Source organism: Gabonibacter chumensis (genome assembly GCF_024741215.1).
Taxonomy (GTDB): Bacteria; Bacteroidota; Bacteroidia; order Bacteroidales; family Marinifilaceae; genus Gabonibacter; species Gabonibacter massiliensis.
Genome location: NZ_JANSKB010000002.1, coordinates 336,943 through 353,165, shown reverse-complemented (window position 1 = coordinate 353,165; position 16,223 = coordinate 336,943). Strand labels below are relative to the sequence as shown.

Sequence of the window (16,223 nt, the reverse complement as noted above, 5' to 3'; positions counted from 1 at the left end):
CTACCTTATGATTCTCAATGCAGGAAATATCTTACTTATCGGATCCATTTTATTATTTACAAGTATAATTGCCGGGAAAGCCGGATTCAAATTCGGAGTACCTGCACTGTTACTTTTCTTAGGAGTCGGAATGTTATTCGGTAATGATGGACTCGGTATCCAGTTCAACAACCCGGAAATCGCTCAATTTATCGGAGTTATCGCCTTAAGTATTATTCTATTTTCGGGTGGTATGGACACCAAAATGTCCGAAATAAAACCCGTGGTAGGACAAGGCATAGTGTTAGCCACTTTTGGAGTAATGATAACAGCACTTATAACAGGTTACTTTATATACCAGATTACAGGGCTGACGAATGACTTTATCTCTCTGACATTTACCGAATCTCTTTTATTAGCCGCGGTTATGTCCTCTACCGATTCGGCATCCGTTTTTTCGATTCTAAGATCCAAACGGCAAGGGCTAAAAGAAAATCTTCGTCCCCTTTTGGAGTTGGAAAGTGGTAGTAACGACCCCATGGCCTACATGCTTACGATATTGTTGATACAGGTCATTCAATCCGGAGAATCCAGTATAAGCGGTACGGTCTTGCAATTTATTATGCAAATGAGCATCGGTGCCGTTTCCGGTTATCTATTAGGGCATTTAGCTCGTTTCACGATCAATAAGATCAACATCAACCAATCGTTATATTCCGTACTGCTGTTAGCATTTGTATTTTTTATATTCTCATTTACCGATTTGTTAAAGGGAAACGGTTATTTAGCCGTATACATTGCCGGATTAATGGTCGGAAATCACAAGATGGTACACAAAAAGAGTTTAATGACCTTTTTTGACGGTTTTACCTGGCTTTTCCAGATTGTGATGTTCCTCACGTTGGGACTATTGGTCAATCCCGCCGATTTGATACCGATAGCCGGATTAGGTATACTGGTCGGTATCTTCATGATTATCGTGGCTCGCCCTTTAACGGTATTTCTTTGCCTGCTTCCTTTCCGGAAGATGAGTGCCAAATCCAGGGTATACGTTTCATGGGTCGGTCTAAGAGGGGCTGTTCCCATTATTTTTGCGACTTATCCGCTAATCGCCAACATTCAACACGCCTCTTTAATATTCAATGTCGTGTTCTTTATCACCATCCTCTCTTTAGTCATTCAAGGAACTACCGTCAGCTATATGGCAAAATTCTTAGGATTATCGACTCCCGAACCGGAGCAAGCAGCATTCAATCTGGAACTCCCCGAAGATATCAAAACGGCCATGTCTGAAATTGAAGTCACCCCTTCGATGCTTGCCAAAGGAGAGCTCCTCATGGACCTTGTCTTACCTGATAATACGCTAATCGTGATGGTCAAACGGGTAGAAGGATCTTTCTGCGTTCCCAAAGGCAAAACAAAGCTCCACGAAGGAGATAAACTCCTCGTGATCACGGACAATGACGAAGAGCTCAAGAAAACCTATGAAAGTTTGGGCATAGAAAACTATTCCATGCAAAAAAACAGTTAACGGATATATCCGATATTATTCAGATACGCGGAGAGTGCGTACCTTTTTGGACATTGCTTTTGCCTTCGAAAAGAGTTTCATGTTTATAGATTTTATTTATTCATTTATAAAAAATAAAGATTTGTTTTTCATTGTATTTTATTGTACAATTGTATCATCAAAATAGAATCAAAAACACCAAAACAAAAAATTTATGAGTATCAGAGGAACTAAAACAGAACAAAATCTATTGAAATCATTTGCAGGAGAATCACAGGCAAGAAATCGCTATACTTTTTTCGCGAGTGTAGCTAAAAAAGAGGGCTTTGAACAGATTGCAGCCGTATTTACAGAGACAGCCGAGCAGGAAAAAGAACACGCGAAACGTTTCTTCAAATTTTTAGAGGGCGGAATGCTCGAAATCACGGCCTCCTATCCCGCCGGAAAAATCGGAACGACAGCAGAAAATCTGAAAGCTGCCGCAGAAGGGGAAAACGAAGAGTGGGCCGAGTTGTATCCTGAATTCGCAAAAGTAGCCGAAGAGGAAGGATTCACCGCTATTGCCGCTGTTTTCCGTAATATCGCTACCGTAGAAGCCGAACACGAAACCCGTTACCGGAAACTATTGGAAAGGGTTGAAGCCGGAAAAGTATTTGAAAGAGAGGAGGAGATTTTATGGCAATGCCGGAACTGCGGTTATGTCCACAAAGGCAAAACGGCTCCCAAGGCTTGTCCCGCCTGTGCCCATCCACAAGCCTATTTTGAAGAGAAAAAGAATAACTATTGATATTCCTTTATCATTAAAAAACGAAGCTGTCGTAGAGTTTTCCGATAGCTTCGTTTTCTTTTAAACAAATTATGTATATTCGCGTATATTACAGTAATTTATAAACATTGATATAATAATCATTATGAAAAAAGTTATTAACTCGGCCCTGGCCCCCAAAGCTATCGGTCCATACAGTCAGGCGATTGAAGCAAACGGAACACTCTATATCAGCGGACAACTTCCCATTGATGTAAACACGGGAAAGTTCGTGGAAGGAGGAGTTAAGGAACAAACAGAACAATGTTTAAAAAACATCGGTTATATTCTCGAAGAGGCTGGATATACTTTTGAAAACGTGGTCAAATCCACTTGTTTATTAGGAGATATGTCCTATTTTGCGGATATGAATGAAATATACGCCAAATATTACAAGACAGATTGTCCCGCACGAGCTGCATTTGCCGTAAAAGCCCTTCCGATGGGAGCCATGGTTGAGATCGAAACCATCGCGGTCAAATAATTCTATCGGAACAGGAAAAAAAGGGGAACAAGATATTTTGTTCCCCTTTTTTATGGTTATATTACATAAAATTCGTAACTTAGGAGATAATAATTTATAAATTAAATCTTTATCCGATGAAAACGTTAGGTATTCTTGTATTAACAGTACTCTTTTTCTCTTGTGCATCACGACAGCATATGACGAATAAAACGGGACGTCTCGGAATCAAAGATTCTACACGTTACGAACTTATTGTATTCGACCCCGGTTTCGATTATTGGATGGCCACCCATAAAAGCATCGTAAATCAGTACAGCAACGAATACTATCAATTCACCAACTATCGTTACGCCCAGGAATGGAATCGCAGGTACGCAAGCGGAGATCCTCGCGTGAATAGTTACATCGATTACAGTATGAGAATAGATTACGGCTTTGATTTCAATTACAAGCTTTACATGTATTTCAAATTCTTCGAAGATACCAATAAGATCAAGTTAATACCGGGAAGCGGAAAGCTCTGACAAAGAAGCCTGCCGGATAGCCTCGGGAGTTCCCAGATCCGAGCATCGCCCCTCGTATAAAAACATTTGGAGCGAATGTGATTTCGCTTGTTCCAGATGTTCGTCAATAATAGAAAATACGCCCGAATGAATCATACGATCCAAATACTCCGGACTTAATATTTGTATACCGCAATAATTATACTCTTGGGAACAATAGAAATCATCGTCAACAATCTTTTGTTCTCCGGTCTTCTTGTTTTCCCATCCTTTCAGTATTCCTTCCCGATTGAATTTCAACACCCGGTCGGCTTCACTTTTTTGTACCACTAAAGACGCGTACGCTTTCCGGTCTTCATGTTGAGCGATTAATTCCAAAAGATCCACATCCGTCTGGATATCCACATTATGAATCAATACCGCTTTTTCCGGAATAAACAGTTCACGGGCTTTCCTAACCCCTCCTCCTGTATCTAACAATAACTCCCGTTCGTCCGACAAGCGGATATCCATGTCAAAACAATTATGTACCCTCAGATAAGTTTCAATCTGATCCGCATAATGATGAATATTAACGACCAAACGCTCTACTCCTGCCGACCTCATCTTCCCGATAACCCGTTCCAATAGAGTCCTTCCGTTAATCTCCACCAACGCTTTAGGCCGATCATTAGTCAAGGGTCGCAAACGAGTTCCCAAGCCTGCCGCAAATATCATTCCATTCATTATATCGCCATTTTAAAGAACCGTTACCCTGTATATTCACACCTGAATCAATTTATTTTTAATCGCGTACATGACTAAAGCCGCGGTATTCCGACATCCCGTTTTACTCAATAAATTAGCCCGATGCTTATCCACCGTTCGTTTACTGATAAACAGCTTGTCTGCAATCTCCTGATTAGATAATCCCCGGCATACCTGGCAAAGAATTTCCAATTCCCGTTCGGATATGTCATTATCAACCACGTCGTGATTGTCCGCTTTATTATCACGCATATTATTCAGAATATTCACAAGAAGTTCCTCGGAAAAGAAACTCTCCCCTTCGGAAACCTTTTGGATAGCGGTTACGACCTTATCGATACCGGAATTTTTAAGCATAAACCCCTTAGCTCCGGCATCAATCATTTTATAGTAATATTGCTCGTCTCCGTACATGGAAAGTACAATAATTTTCAGCTCCGGCTTCATTTTCATGGCTTGAATCGTAGCTTCTATCCCATTCATCTCCGGCATTTCAATATCCATCAATACCACGTCGCAGTCCACAAACGACAAGTTTTCTATAAATTCCCTACCATTAGAGGCTTCATAAATATGATGTACGAAATCCTGATTGGAAAGCAATAATTTCAACCCTTCCCGAAATAATTTATGATCGTCGACCAAATATATTCTTAATTTATCCATAGTCTTACACATTACATTTAATAAAAGCAGTAGCTTTCATCCCTTTTCCCTGACAGCTGAATATCTCTATATCTCCATTTCCCGAATTCAAGCGATAACGCATATTGCTTAACCCCATTCCTCCTTCATTCTCGATCTGTTGCATATCAAATCCCAAGCCATTATCCTCGTATTCCAAATAAAGTATATCATTTCTATATCGAAGATCGATTCGTACCTTAGTAGCTTCCGCATGACGTAACGTGTTATTTATCAATTCACAAATCACCCGATACATGATCACTTCCACGTTATAGGTAAACCGTCTTCCGGCAATATTGGTCTTAAATTGAATATCGATTCCTTCTGCAGGACGCAATTTACGAATAAAAGAATCCGTTGCATCCTTCAATCCGAAATTATTCAATATGTGAGGACTGATATTGGCCGATATCTCCCGAACACTCACGATTGCCTCGTCAACTGCCTGCTTCAGGTTATTTTTTATCCGTTCGTTTACCTCTTCCTTATTTTGGGTATTAAACCCGGATAACAACATTTTGATGACGCTCAATAAAGGTCCCAATCCATCATGCAACTCCTTGGCAAAACGTTGTCTCTCCTGTTCTTCCGTACGAATGATCGCCGAAACCACCCGCTTTTCAGATTCGTCCCGGATCTCGTCCAAACGACGCAAAAACTGAAAAACCTTACGGATATAAAATACACCGATAGCAAAGGCTAAAGAGATTATAAACGATAACCATACTTTCGTCAAATAAAGCTCCTCGTATTCGCCTCGTCTCATGGAAGGGAACAATTCGATCACCCGATAAATCGTCATCAGAAAAAAACCGGTAGAAATAAGAATCCAGGCTGCATTGAATTTAGTCCGTTTAAACAAACTAATGGCAAAACCCATAGCCACGACCTGAAACAACAGAGAGAGATAAACCACAATTTGAGAAACCATTACCTTTATATTTCAATTAATACTCTACACTTTCCATCAGAAAGGATAACCGATAGCGATATTAAACACGGAACGCCGGAACCCTCCTTTCGAATTAAACATCACAAAACGATTCCCGGCAGGCAACGCCGGGTCTTTCACTTTAATACCCAAATCAAAACGCAAGAGGAAAAAATTGGCATTGATCCTCAACCCCGCACCCGTGCCTATGGCAACCTGATTAAAAAATTCCGTGTTCAATTGCGCCCCTGGTCTGTCTTCTTTAGGATTTATATTCCAGATATTGCCCGCATCCACAAACAATGCCCCTTCCAACAACCAAATTAACTTAAAACGATACTCTATATTGGCCTCCAACTTAAAATCTCCCACGCTGTTGGGATATTTATTCCCTACATCATAAGAGCCCGGTCCTAACGTCCGGGTCTGCCACGCCCGGATATCACTTGCCCCCCCGCAATAATAGGACTCTTCGAAAGGCAATACCTTCATATTTCCGTACGGATAGCCACAACCTATAAACAACCGTGTAACGATGGAGTTGGCCCGATTAATATACCAGTGGTAACGGTATTCGGCATCCGCCTTTACAAATTGGGCATAACGTACACCCAGCCATTTGTAATATTTATCATCCAGATTCTCTCCCTTTCTCCTCTCCCCGAACAATCGGTCGATACCCCATAACAAATTACCCGAAGACTCTAAATTAGCCCGGAAATAATTGTAATTCATCTCCTTTGAATTAACGATCTGATCCGTGTAAGTCGCTGAAAAAACAGCTGAAAAAATCATATGGTCGGTATACGTATTTTTAATGTATTCGTTTTTCAAACTATCGACAAAACTCCGGTTTACATTCTTCATTAACACGTAATTCAAATCGATTAAATCGAAATTATACCTCCATCTTTTATTGGAAAGCCTCCAGAGATAACCAAAACGGGCATTCACAACGGAACGGGTATAATAAGGCGTATATTCATACCCGTATGAAAAAGAGATAGAAGTTTTCGGGGCAAAATTACGCCTGAAATCCTTCATTTTGAAAAAGGGCATCCAAAACTGAGGAGTAACGAACTTGATCTCCGCCCCGATCTCCTTCGTATTAAAAATCTTTCCTTTTTCGTCAATTTGTTCTTTTTTCAATGTTCCCCATACGCTTACGGAAAAATTCTCTCCTGCCTTGAAAAGATTACGATGATTATAGGTGAAATTCCCCCCGATACCCAAATTGCCGGAACTATTGGTACCCTCCAAAAAAACATTATAGGATTGCCGTTTGACCGGTGACAATTGAATATAACAATCCAAGGTTTTTACCTCGTCGTCCGTCTCGACCTCCTTGAAATCTATATTAATAAATTTGAATAAATTCAACGCTTGCAAACGGGAATAAGTCTCCAACACCCGTTGCACGTTATACAATTCCATACGTTCCATCTGAATGGTCTCCGTAATGACCTTAGGTTTTATCTTCAGCCGATCCCGGTAGGTAATTTTATATCCGTCGTATTCCATATGCCTGACAGAGGAGTCTCTCCCACCCACGTTCAACAAAGGATCGTAATCGAAATCCAAATGAATATCTCTCAGGAAATAACGTTGAAAGGCAGCACTATCCGCAACCGTCTGAATGATATGGACAAACAGTTTTGCCGTCTCGCCCCGACTGACCGAAGAGGTATCGGCAAAAAACTGAATAAAATTTTTGGAGAAATTGAAATATCCCTTTTCCCGCAACATACGCGTTATTCGCTCCCTTTCACTATCCAGCACATCCATATCCAATGGCATCTCTTTATGCAATAAGGTTTTCAGCGTATCCTGATAATACATTTCCACCAGATTGCTCTTCCCCGTCAGTTCCTTATTGTTCCTTTCCTCTTTTTGCAAAAAAGAGAGATCGTCTATTTTCGTCTGCGGACCCGTGTTTATCTGATACTCTACAATTGCTTTCTTCTTTTTATAGTACACGGTATCTTTCACCTGATTTTTGTAAAAACCTTTATTACGGAGATACAAACTAATTTGTTCGTTACTTCTGGTCGTCAAAAAAGGATTATAAATTACAGGAGCTTCTCCTATACGACGCAACAACCTGTTCAGCCATCTCTTCTCGTTTCGTCCGCTTAAATTATATAACCCCAAATGAAAACGACTTGCCCCTAATATACGGGTGTTCGGTTTCTGGCGTATATTCCGCTTAATATCACTCCTGTTCGCCCGGTGACCGCTCACCTTTACCCGTACCCGATCTAACAAATACTCATCTTTTCCCACATACTTGGTTGGAGAACAAGAATAGAAAAAACAAAATATAGACAAAATAATACCTATCTTACACACCGCACCCATGCTCAAATCTCAAAAAAATATTATGTTTGTATTTTATTAACCAGCAAGCCTAAAATATGCTTAGCAAACATCTAACAAATGTAATCCAAAACCTCGAAAAAAAGAAATTCAGGGATAAATATAATCTCTTTAAAACAGAAGGTGAAAAATTAGTAGGTGAATTACTTTTGTCCGATCTGAAAATCGATACCATTGTCGCTTATCCGGAATGGATAGATCGTCATCCCCGAATCTCAAGACAATGCCGGACCATAGAAGTAAACGAGATTGAAATGAAGACTCTATCCAATTTCAAATCTTTACCGGAAGTGATTGCTTTGGCTGAAATTCCCGATAAAACGTATCAACCGGAAAAAATCAGCAACACACACTCTCTGATATTAAACGGTATTCAAGATCCGGGTAACATGGGAACCATCCTAAGAGTATGTGACTGGTTCGGCATCCATTCCGTATTTTGCGATCACGATTGTGCAAACATTTTTAATCCCAAATGCGTTCAAGCCAGTATGGGAGCTATTTTTCGCGTAAACGTTTATTACGTGGATTTGCTTTCGTTTATCCCTCAGTTCGTGAAAGATGATTTCAAATGTTACGGTACTTTCCTCCACGGTGAAAACATCTACCGCTCCCATTTGGAAGAGCGAGGGTTTATCGTGATGGGAAACGAAGGTAAAGGCATATCCCCCGAAATAGAACAATTCGTAAGCCGGAAATTGACCATACCCAGTTTTGCTGATGGTACTTATTCGACAGAATCCCTAAACGTAGGTGTTGCCACCGGCATTATTCTATCTGAATTTAAACGTAAACAGATTTAAAAATTAAAAATTATTCATATTTTTACACCGGAACTAAAATGAAATGCAATATGAAAAAATTGGTAGTATTATCTTTATTTTGTCTCTTCAGTGTAGTGACAATGGCACAATCGCTTCCTATCAGTATCGGAATTCATGGAGGTTGGAACGACACGAAAATTAAGGTAAAAGACTTAAAAGTTGAATCTCATGGTGGCTATATGTTTGGAGCCTTTGTCAGAGTCAATTTCGGAAAAATCTACTTGGAACCGGCTTTGAATTTTGCACACAAGGAAACGCAGGCAAAGGACAAGGCAACGAATGAGAAGCGGAATTTAAAATACTCTTCCATAGATATTCCTGTCATGGTCGGTTATTATCTTCTAAAGTTGCCCGTCGTGAAGTTACGCGGATTTGTAGGTCCGGTCGCTTCATTCATAACCAAAGACGTGAAGATCAAAGGACTTTCTAAAGATTATTTCGATACCGATAAGATGATGTGGAACGGAAAGGTCGGAGCCGGAGTCGATGTATGGAAAGTGACCTTCGATGTGGATTACGAATTCGGTTTAAAAAAATTCGGTGACGGAGTAAAAGCTCCGAGTACTGTTAATCTGACTCTCGGTTTCAGAATCATATAATGAAAAAGAACATAAACACATTGCCTGAAATAAAAACCAGGCAGTGTGTTTTTTCATAAAAAAACATCATTAAAAAATTCTACGTTCATTTTACTAACCACCCAATCACTGAATCTCTAAATCCCTAAATCACAGAATCATTCAATTCCTACCATCAAAAATCACGAAAAGATTTGTTTTATTCTATTTTTATCTTTTTCTTTGTCCTATCAATTCAATCTTCAAAAGATTATTTGAATTATAAAGAGGAGTAGAGAGAACGGGCTCATGGAAACTCCGGCAACCTGCGAAAATTCGAAAGGTGCCAAAACCCGACCTGAATACAGGAGTTATAATTTAAAACCCAAAAGCATGAAAACAGAAAAGAAAAATCAGTACCGGAACGGAATCGCCCTTAACAGTCAAAATTCCTTCTCTCCTCTTTTCGTCATGTCTATGCGTATGCGCTGCATGCGCTAATATTCTTTTACCCCAGACTTTTTTCGATTTTTTGATTTCAAGGTAGTATTGAAAAGTTTTTTCAATAGGAAGTTAATTAATACACTTCCCGATAAATATCCATATCGCAATCTATTCACGACCACCTTATAATCATGGTAATTGCCAGGCAGTTACCCTAAAATCTTTGTTTTATCTTATAAATTCATAAAAGAATCGATCATGACAAAAACATATACGGAAATAAATGAAAAAATTAAAAACGGAAAAGCTGTTGTCCTAACAGCAGAAGAAGTTTCCGAATTGGCAAAGACTTGCTCTCCCAAAGAAATTGCAGAGAAAGTAGATGTAGTAACCACAGCAACATTCGGTGCTATGTGCTCTTCCGGTGCTTTCCTAAATTTCGGACATGCCAATCCTCCCATCCGCATGGAAAAAATTGAATTAAACGGGATACGGGTTTGCGGGGGACTGGCTGCCGTGGACACCTATATCGGAGCTACCGATTGTAACCCGGAAATACCCTCTTACGGAGGAGCGCATCTGATAGAAGATCTGATTGCCGGAAAAGAAATAACCTTGGAAGCATGGGGCAAGGGCACCGATTGTTACCCGAGAAAACATATTAAAACCAAAATATCCAAGGAAACCATCAACGAAGCCTATCTCTATAACCCGAGAAACGCTTATCAAAATTACAATGTAGCCACAAACTCAACGGATCAAATCAAATATACCTATATGGGTACGTTACTACCCAAGTTACGTAATGCCGCCTATAGTACGGCCGGAGAGCTCTCTCCCCTGATAAACGATCCGGAATGTCGTACCATCGGCTTAGGAACCCGAATCTTTCTTTGCGGAGCGGAAGGTTATGTTGCCTGGAACGGTACGCAATTCCACTCCACGAAAAAGGTAAATGCTTATGGTATACCGACAAGCAATGCCCGTACATTAGCCGTTATCGGAGATCTGAAAAAGATGAGTACGGAGTTTTTACGAGGAGTATACTACGAAAAATACGGGGTAAGTCTTTTCGTGGGAATCGGCATTCCCATACCGATATTAGATGAAGAGATGGCCCGACGGGTTTCCATCCGAAACGAACAAATCGAAACCACTATCGTTGATTATGGAGATGGTAATAAAATACTGGGAAAAACGAATTATGCAGCCTTACAATCCGGAGAGATCGAAATCGATGGACAGAAAATTCGAACAGCCCCCGTCTCGAGTCTCTCCAAGGCTATTGAGATCGCTAACATACTAAAAGAATGGATTCGAAAAGGCGATTTTCTATTGACAGAGCCGGTTCGTCCGATGCCTGTCGGCACTTCATTAAAAAGCCTGAAAGAACAAGAATAGCAAGTATGAACAGACAAAAAAACAAATTATGGCCCAAAAATTAATACTATCATTTCCGGTTGACGCCACAGATAGACCTCTGGTATACGACCTTATTCGCATTTATGATATAAAAATCAATATATTAAAAGCTGAAATTCAACCTGGAAAAACAGGAACTTTATTGGCTGAATTTGATGCCGACGAACTGAAAATCGAACAGGCCATTGCCTTTTTAAGGCAAAACGGAGTCATTGCAAATCCGGTTTCCAGCAAAGTTTCACACGACGAAAATCGTTGTTTGAACTGCGGAAATTGTGTTTCCGCCTGTTTCTCTCATGCGTTGACAATCGGAGCTCCGGACTGGAAACTCCGATTTAATCCTGAAAAGTGCATTGCCTGTAAACTATGTCTGAAGGCTTGTCCTTTGAAGCTCTTTAAAATTGAATTTTCCGAAATCCAATGACCATGAACAACAGGGAATACACGAATCGTACCTACCGACAACATCTGAGACAAGAGCGTTGGTGTACGTTCACGATCGTTCATAAGGAAACCGATTTATGGATCGGCATCGATAAGGCTTCCTACCGGGAGGAGATACGAGCCTACGCCCTCTCCCGTGTCATACGATTGCGACAAGAGATGGATACTTATCTAAACCAAGATCCCGAGTACCGAAAAGCTTTGATCCCTTACACGCCTCAAAGAAAAGCTCCGCTCATCTTTCAACGGATGTCCGATGTATCCTTCCGTTCGGGTATTGGGCCTATGAGTGCCGTTGCAGGAGCCGTTGCCGGACAAATTGCAGCAGAACTGAAAACGGCTTTTCCCATCCGGGAAATCATCATCGAAAACGGCGGCGATATCTATGCAGATATTCACGAGGATATCGATATCGCCGTATTTGCGGGATCTTCTCCGCTATCCGAGAAAGTAGGATTCACGATTCGTGCCGACCGTTCTCCCTTGGGAATTTGTACCTCCTCCGGTACGGTTGGGCCTTCCCTAAGCTTTGGTCAAGCGGATGCCGTCATGATCGTTTGTCAGGATTGCGCTTTGGCTGACACCTATGCCACAGCGTTTGCCAATCAAATTCAAACGACAGCCGATATAGAACCTTGCATTGAAAAAATCGGAGATATACCGAAGATTTTGGCAGCAATCTGCATCAAGGATACACAGATCGGTATCTCGGGAAAATTCGATTTCAAAATTTGGAAATAAAACAAATGAGGTTCGCTAAGTCTATAAGTCTAAACAGAACAGCCTTATTGGCTTTACAGACATCATAAACCAATAAATTTATGTAAATTTGAAGACAGAAGAACAAAATTTAAAAAGCTAAGGCCATGTTCGACCATACTGACCGTTTCTTTGGCTTCATGCAAATAAACCATTCTTTATCATGGATATAAGAACAGAACTACATAAAAGAATACTGATACTGGACGGAGCAACCGGAACTGCCCTACAGCAATACCGTTTGAGTGAAAAAGATTTTCGGGGAGAGCTATTCACCGATCATCCGCTTCCATTAAAAGGCAACAATGACATCCTAAACCTTACCCGCCCGGATATTATTCGAGAAATACACGAGAGTTACATAGAGGCTGGAGCCGATATTATTGAAACCAATACCTTTAACGCAAACGCCATATCGCAGGAAGATTACGGGTGCTCGGACCGGGTATATCAACTCAACGCGGAGGGAGCACGTATCGCGGTCGAGGTGGCAAAGAACCACACGGAACGGAAAATTTACGTTGCCGGAAGTATCGGTCCTACTTCAAAATCCTTAACGCTATCGCCTGATCCCGAACAACCCGAATTCCGGAGTATCGATTTTGATACCTTAGCAGCCGCTTATGAGATCCAGGTACGAGGACTCGTTGACGGTGGTGTACATTTGCTATTGGTCGAAACCATATACGACGGATTAAATGCCAAAGCAGCACTTTATGCCATCAAGAAAGTACAAGAAGAAAAAGGGAGTAAACTTCCGGTCATGCTTTCAGCTACCGTAAACGATCGCAGTGGACGAACCTTAACCGGACAAACCATAGAAGCTCTCTTCATCGCACTCTCCCACTACCCGATCCTAAGCTTCGGATTGAATTGCTCTTTCGGGGCAAAAGACCTGCATCTTTTTTTAAAGGAAATGGCCAACAAGATTCCCTGTTTCCTGAGTGTTTATCCGAATGCAGGCCTACCGAACGAAACGGGTGAGTATGACGAATCGCCGGACTATACAGCCAAGCAACTCCGAAAAATGGCAGAAGAAGGGCTAATCAATATTGCAGGTGGATGTTGCGGAACCACCCCGCAGCATATCCGGGCTATCGCCACTGCACTGGGAACAGTTCCTCCCAGAAAACCGCCATTAGTACATCCCCTCCTTAAGGTTAGCGGGTTGGATTCCGTCACGATCGATGTATCCAAAACTAATTTTACCAATATCGGCGAACGTACGAATGTGGCCGGATCGGCCCGCTTTGCCCGCCTTATCCGGGAGAAAAAATACCAGGAAGCCGCTTCTATCGCCCGTGAGCAAATCGCCGACGGAGCCTCCGTGATCGATATCAACATGGATGATGCTCTACTCGACAGTGTTACCGAGATGGAACGTTTCGTTCGAATCATCGGTAACGAACCGGATGTCGCCAAAGCTGCTTTTATGATTGACTCTTCGGATTGGTATACTCTTCTGGCCGGATTAAAGAATGCTCAAGGGAAATGCATTGTCAATTCTATCAGTCTGAAAGAGGGAGAAACCGAGTTTTTAACCAAAGCAAGGGAAATACACCGCTTGGGTGCGGCAGTCGTTGTTATGGCTTTCGATGAGGCCGGACAGGCCACCACCTTCGAACGGAAAATTACTATCGCAGACCGAGCATTTCGTTTATTAACACGACAACTACAATTTCCTCCCGAAGATATTATCTTTGATGTCAATGTTTTAGCTATCGGAACCGGAGTAGAGGAACACAACAACTACGCGGTAGATTTCATCCGAGCGGTACGATGGATAAAAGATCATCTAAGAGGAGCTCATACTTCCGGAGGAATATCCAATCTTTCTTTCTCCTTTCGTGGAAACAATCCGATCCGGGAAGCCATGCATTCGGTCTTCCTTTACCATGCCGTTCAAGCAGGATTGGATATGGCGATTGTCAATCCCTCGTTGTTACGGGTATACGACGAGATCGAGCCGGAACTTTTAAACGCAGTAGAAGACGTGATACTAAACCGGAAACCGGAAGCCACAGAAAACCTGATTTCCATTGCGGAGAAGTACAAAATGTCAGACACGACAATCAAACAGCACGAAGCAAAAGAGTGGCGTTCCCATTCATTAGAAGATCGCTTGGCCTATGCCTTAAGTAAAGGAATTACCGACTATTTACAAGAAGACCTTCAAGAGGCTATCGGTTGCTATACTTCTCCGATAGAAATTATAGAGAAACCCTTGATGAACGGAATGGAACGGGTAGGCCAATTATTCGGGGAAGGTAAAATGTTTTTACCCCAAGTCGTAAAATCCGCCAAAGTTATGAAAGAGGCCGTCGCCCGTTTGCAACCGGAAATCGAGCGTTACAACACGAATAATACCCGGGTATCCGCAAGGAAACCTAAGATTATACTCGCGACAGTAAAAGGAGACGTACACGATATCGGTAAAAATATTGTACATACCGTACTCTCCTGCAACAACATCGATGTGATCGATCTGGGAGTTATGATCGATCACCCTACCATCGTGGAAGCTGCCAAACGGGAAAAAGCCGATTTTATCGGGGTTAGCGGATTGATCACGCCTTCCCTTGGAGAGATGGAAGAGTTATGCAAGCTATTGCAAAAAGAGCAATTGGAAATACCGCTAATCGTCGGGGGAGCAACTACCTCATCGGTACACACGGCGGTGAAATTAGCACCTTTATACGATTATTGCGTTACGGAAGGCGGAGACGCCTCCCGCACGGTAACCATCCTAAAACAACTCCTAAAAGATAAGGAGAAAACAATAGCAAAAATTAAAGAAAAGCAGGAAGAGATACGACAGCACTATAATTCGAAATCCGCCCCGTTACTATCTTTGCAGGAGGCCAGAGGAAAAGCTCCGCTCTTTGACAGGAACTCTTATCCTCCACCGGAATTCGGAGAACACCATTTGACCGGAAAACACATAAACGTGGAAAATTTCGTCAACCGCATCGATTGGACCCCTTTCTTTCATTTCTGGGGGTTCAAAGGGAAATATCCCGAAATCCTATTTACCAATGAAGAGGCTGAAAAAACCTACGAGGCAGCCATGAAGATGTTGGAAGAAATTATCGTTAAAAAAGAGTTTGATATCTCCCTAATCGCACGCTTTTACGATGCCTATTCGGAAAACGACGACATTGTTTTAGACGGTGGACATCGTCTCCCGATGCTACGCCAACAGGCCCCGCGAAGCGAATGCATCTCCCTCGCCGATTTTATTACGCCTAAAGCCGAGGGGAAAAACAGTATCGGACTCTTCTGTTTGAAGGTGGCCGATTTACATCCCTCCTGTTCGTGTCGCGAGTTCGAGCAATTGCTGCGGGAAAGTCTGGCCGCACGAATCGCAGAAGCCTGCGCGGAATGGATGCAGGAACAACTCAACGAAGGATTACATGTGATTCGCCCCGCATTCGGTTACCCGGCTTGCCCCGACCACTCGCTAAAAAAAGATGTGTTCGAACTACTGAATGCAACCGAAGAGATCGGAGTTCACCTGACCTCTTCGTATGCCATAACCCCCACGACAAGTCTGTGCGGATTACTGATCGCCCATCCCGAAGCCCGTTATTTCAGTATCGGTAAAATCGGAGACGATCAGTTCGCGGACTATTGCCGACGTAGAGGGATCTCACTCGAAGAAGGCAAAAAATTATTGAACAGATAAACGTATAAAAAGAAAGCAACGTAACGTAATCTATTTTGAGTTCTTTTGAGAAGCGATCTTACGAATGAAAAATGTAAGATTACT

At 41.9% G+C, this 16,223-nt stretch carries 14 protein-coding genes and 1 riboswitch; of the genes, 10 read left to right on the top strand and 4 right to left on the bottom strand.

Annotation, left to right across the window (positions count from 1 at the left end):
* Window positions 1–7 precede the first annotated feature (7 nt).
* From NVS78_RS08160 to NVS78_RS08145, 4 genes are all read left to right on the top strand, one after another.
* A complete protein-coding gene (locus tag NVS78_RS08160; RefSeq protein WP_286358746.1) occupies window positions 8–1,510 on the top strand; it encodes a potassium/proton antiporter in 1,503 nt (500 codons plus the stop codon).
* A 193-nt stretch (window positions 1,511–1,703) separates the two neighbouring features.
* On the top strand, window positions 1,704–2,276 hold the full coding sequence (gene rbr / locus NVS78_RS08155; RefSeq protein ID WP_286358745.1) for a rubrerythrin: 573 nt from the start codon (window positions 1,704–1,706) through the stop codon (window positions 2,274–2,276).
* A gap of 124 nt (window positions 2,277–2,400) precedes the next feature.
* Window positions 2,401–2,778, top strand: a complete 378-nt coding sequence (locus NVS78_RS08150) for a RidA family protein (protein WP_286358744.1) — start codon at window positions 2,401–2,403, stop codon at window positions 2,776–2,778.
* 116 nt (window positions 2,779–2,894) lie between these two features.
* Entirely contained in the window at window positions 2,895–3,284 is a 390-nt protein-coding gene (locus NVS78_RS08145) for a DUF6146 family protein (RefSeq protein ID WP_052649366.1), read from the top strand.
* Here the strand turns inward: NVS78_RS08145 and NVS78_RS08140 are convergent.
* Genes NVS78_RS08140 through tamL form a run of 4 tightly spaced genes read right to left on the bottom strand, consistent with a single transcriptional unit; the run spans window position 3,258 to window position 7,986 of the window.
* A complete protein-coding gene (locus tag NVS78_RS08140) occupies window positions 3,258–3,989 on the bottom strand; it encodes a nucleotidyltransferase family protein (RefSeq protein WP_286358743.1) in 732 nt (243 codons plus the stop codon). The two genes, NVS78_RS08145 and NVS78_RS08140, sit on opposite strands and share 27 nt — an antisense overlap.
* Before the next feature lie 36 nt (window positions 3,990–4,025).
* A complete protein-coding gene (locus NVS78_RS08135) occupies window positions 4,026–4,676 on the bottom strand; it encodes a response regulator transcription factor (protein ID WP_286358742.1) in 651 nt (216 codons plus the stop codon).
* 4 nt (window positions 4,677–4,680) lie between these two features.
* Entirely contained in the window at window positions 4,681–5,628 is a 948-nt protein-coding gene (locus NVS78_RS08130) for a sensor histidine kinase (RefSeq protein ID WP_286358741.1), read from the bottom strand.
* 36 nt (window positions 5,629–5,664) lie between these two features.
* Entirely contained in the window at window positions 5,665–7,986 is a 2,322-nt protein-coding gene (gene tamL / locus NVS78_RS08125; protein WP_289623360.1) for a translocation and assembly module lipoprotein TamL, read from the bottom strand.
* 56 nt (window positions 7,987–8,042) lie between these two features.
* Between tamL and NVS78_RS08120 the strand changes: the two genes are divergently transcribed.
* The 6 genes from NVS78_RS08120 (at window position 8,043) to metH (ending at window position 16,139) form a co-directional block, all read left to right on the top strand.
* Complete coding sequence (locus tag NVS78_RS08120; protein ID WP_286358739.1) at window positions 8,043–8,807, top strand: RNA methyltransferase; 765 nt, start codon at window positions 8,043–8,045, stop codon at window positions 8,805–8,807.
* A 50-nt stretch (window positions 8,808–8,857) separates the two neighbouring features.
* A complete protein-coding gene (locus NVS78_RS08115) occupies window positions 8,858–9,427 on the top strand; it encodes a porin family protein (RefSeq protein ID WP_286358738.1) in 570 nt (189 codons plus the stop codon).
* A 235-nt stretch (window positions 9,428–9,662) separates the two neighbouring features.
* Window positions 9,663–9,765: riboswitch (SAM riboswitch) on the top strand.
* Window positions 9,766–10,087: 322 nt separating this feature from the next.
* Entirely contained in the window at window positions 10,088–11,230 is a 1,143-nt protein-coding gene (locus tag NVS78_RS08110; protein WP_286358737.1) for a homocysteine biosynthesis protein, read from the top strand.
* A gap of 28 nt (window positions 11,231–11,258) precedes the next feature.
* Complete coding sequence (locus NVS78_RS08105; RefSeq protein WP_286358736.1) at window positions 11,259–11,675, top strand: NIL domain-containing protein; 417 nt, start codon at window positions 11,259–11,261, stop codon at window positions 11,673–11,675.
* A gap of 2 nt (window positions 11,676–11,677) precedes the next feature.
* Window positions 11,678–12,436: a UPF0280 family protein gene (locus NVS78_RS08100; protein WP_286358735.1), complete on the top strand. Its 759-nt coding sequence runs from the start codon at window positions 11,678–11,680 to the stop codon at window positions 12,434–12,436.
* A gap of 181 nt (window positions 12,437–12,617) precedes the next feature.
* Entirely contained in the window at window positions 12,618–16,139 is a 3,522-nt protein-coding gene (gene metH / locus NVS78_RS08095; protein WP_286358734.1) for a methionine synthase, read from the top strand.
* Window positions 16,140–16,223 lie beyond the last annotated feature (84 nt).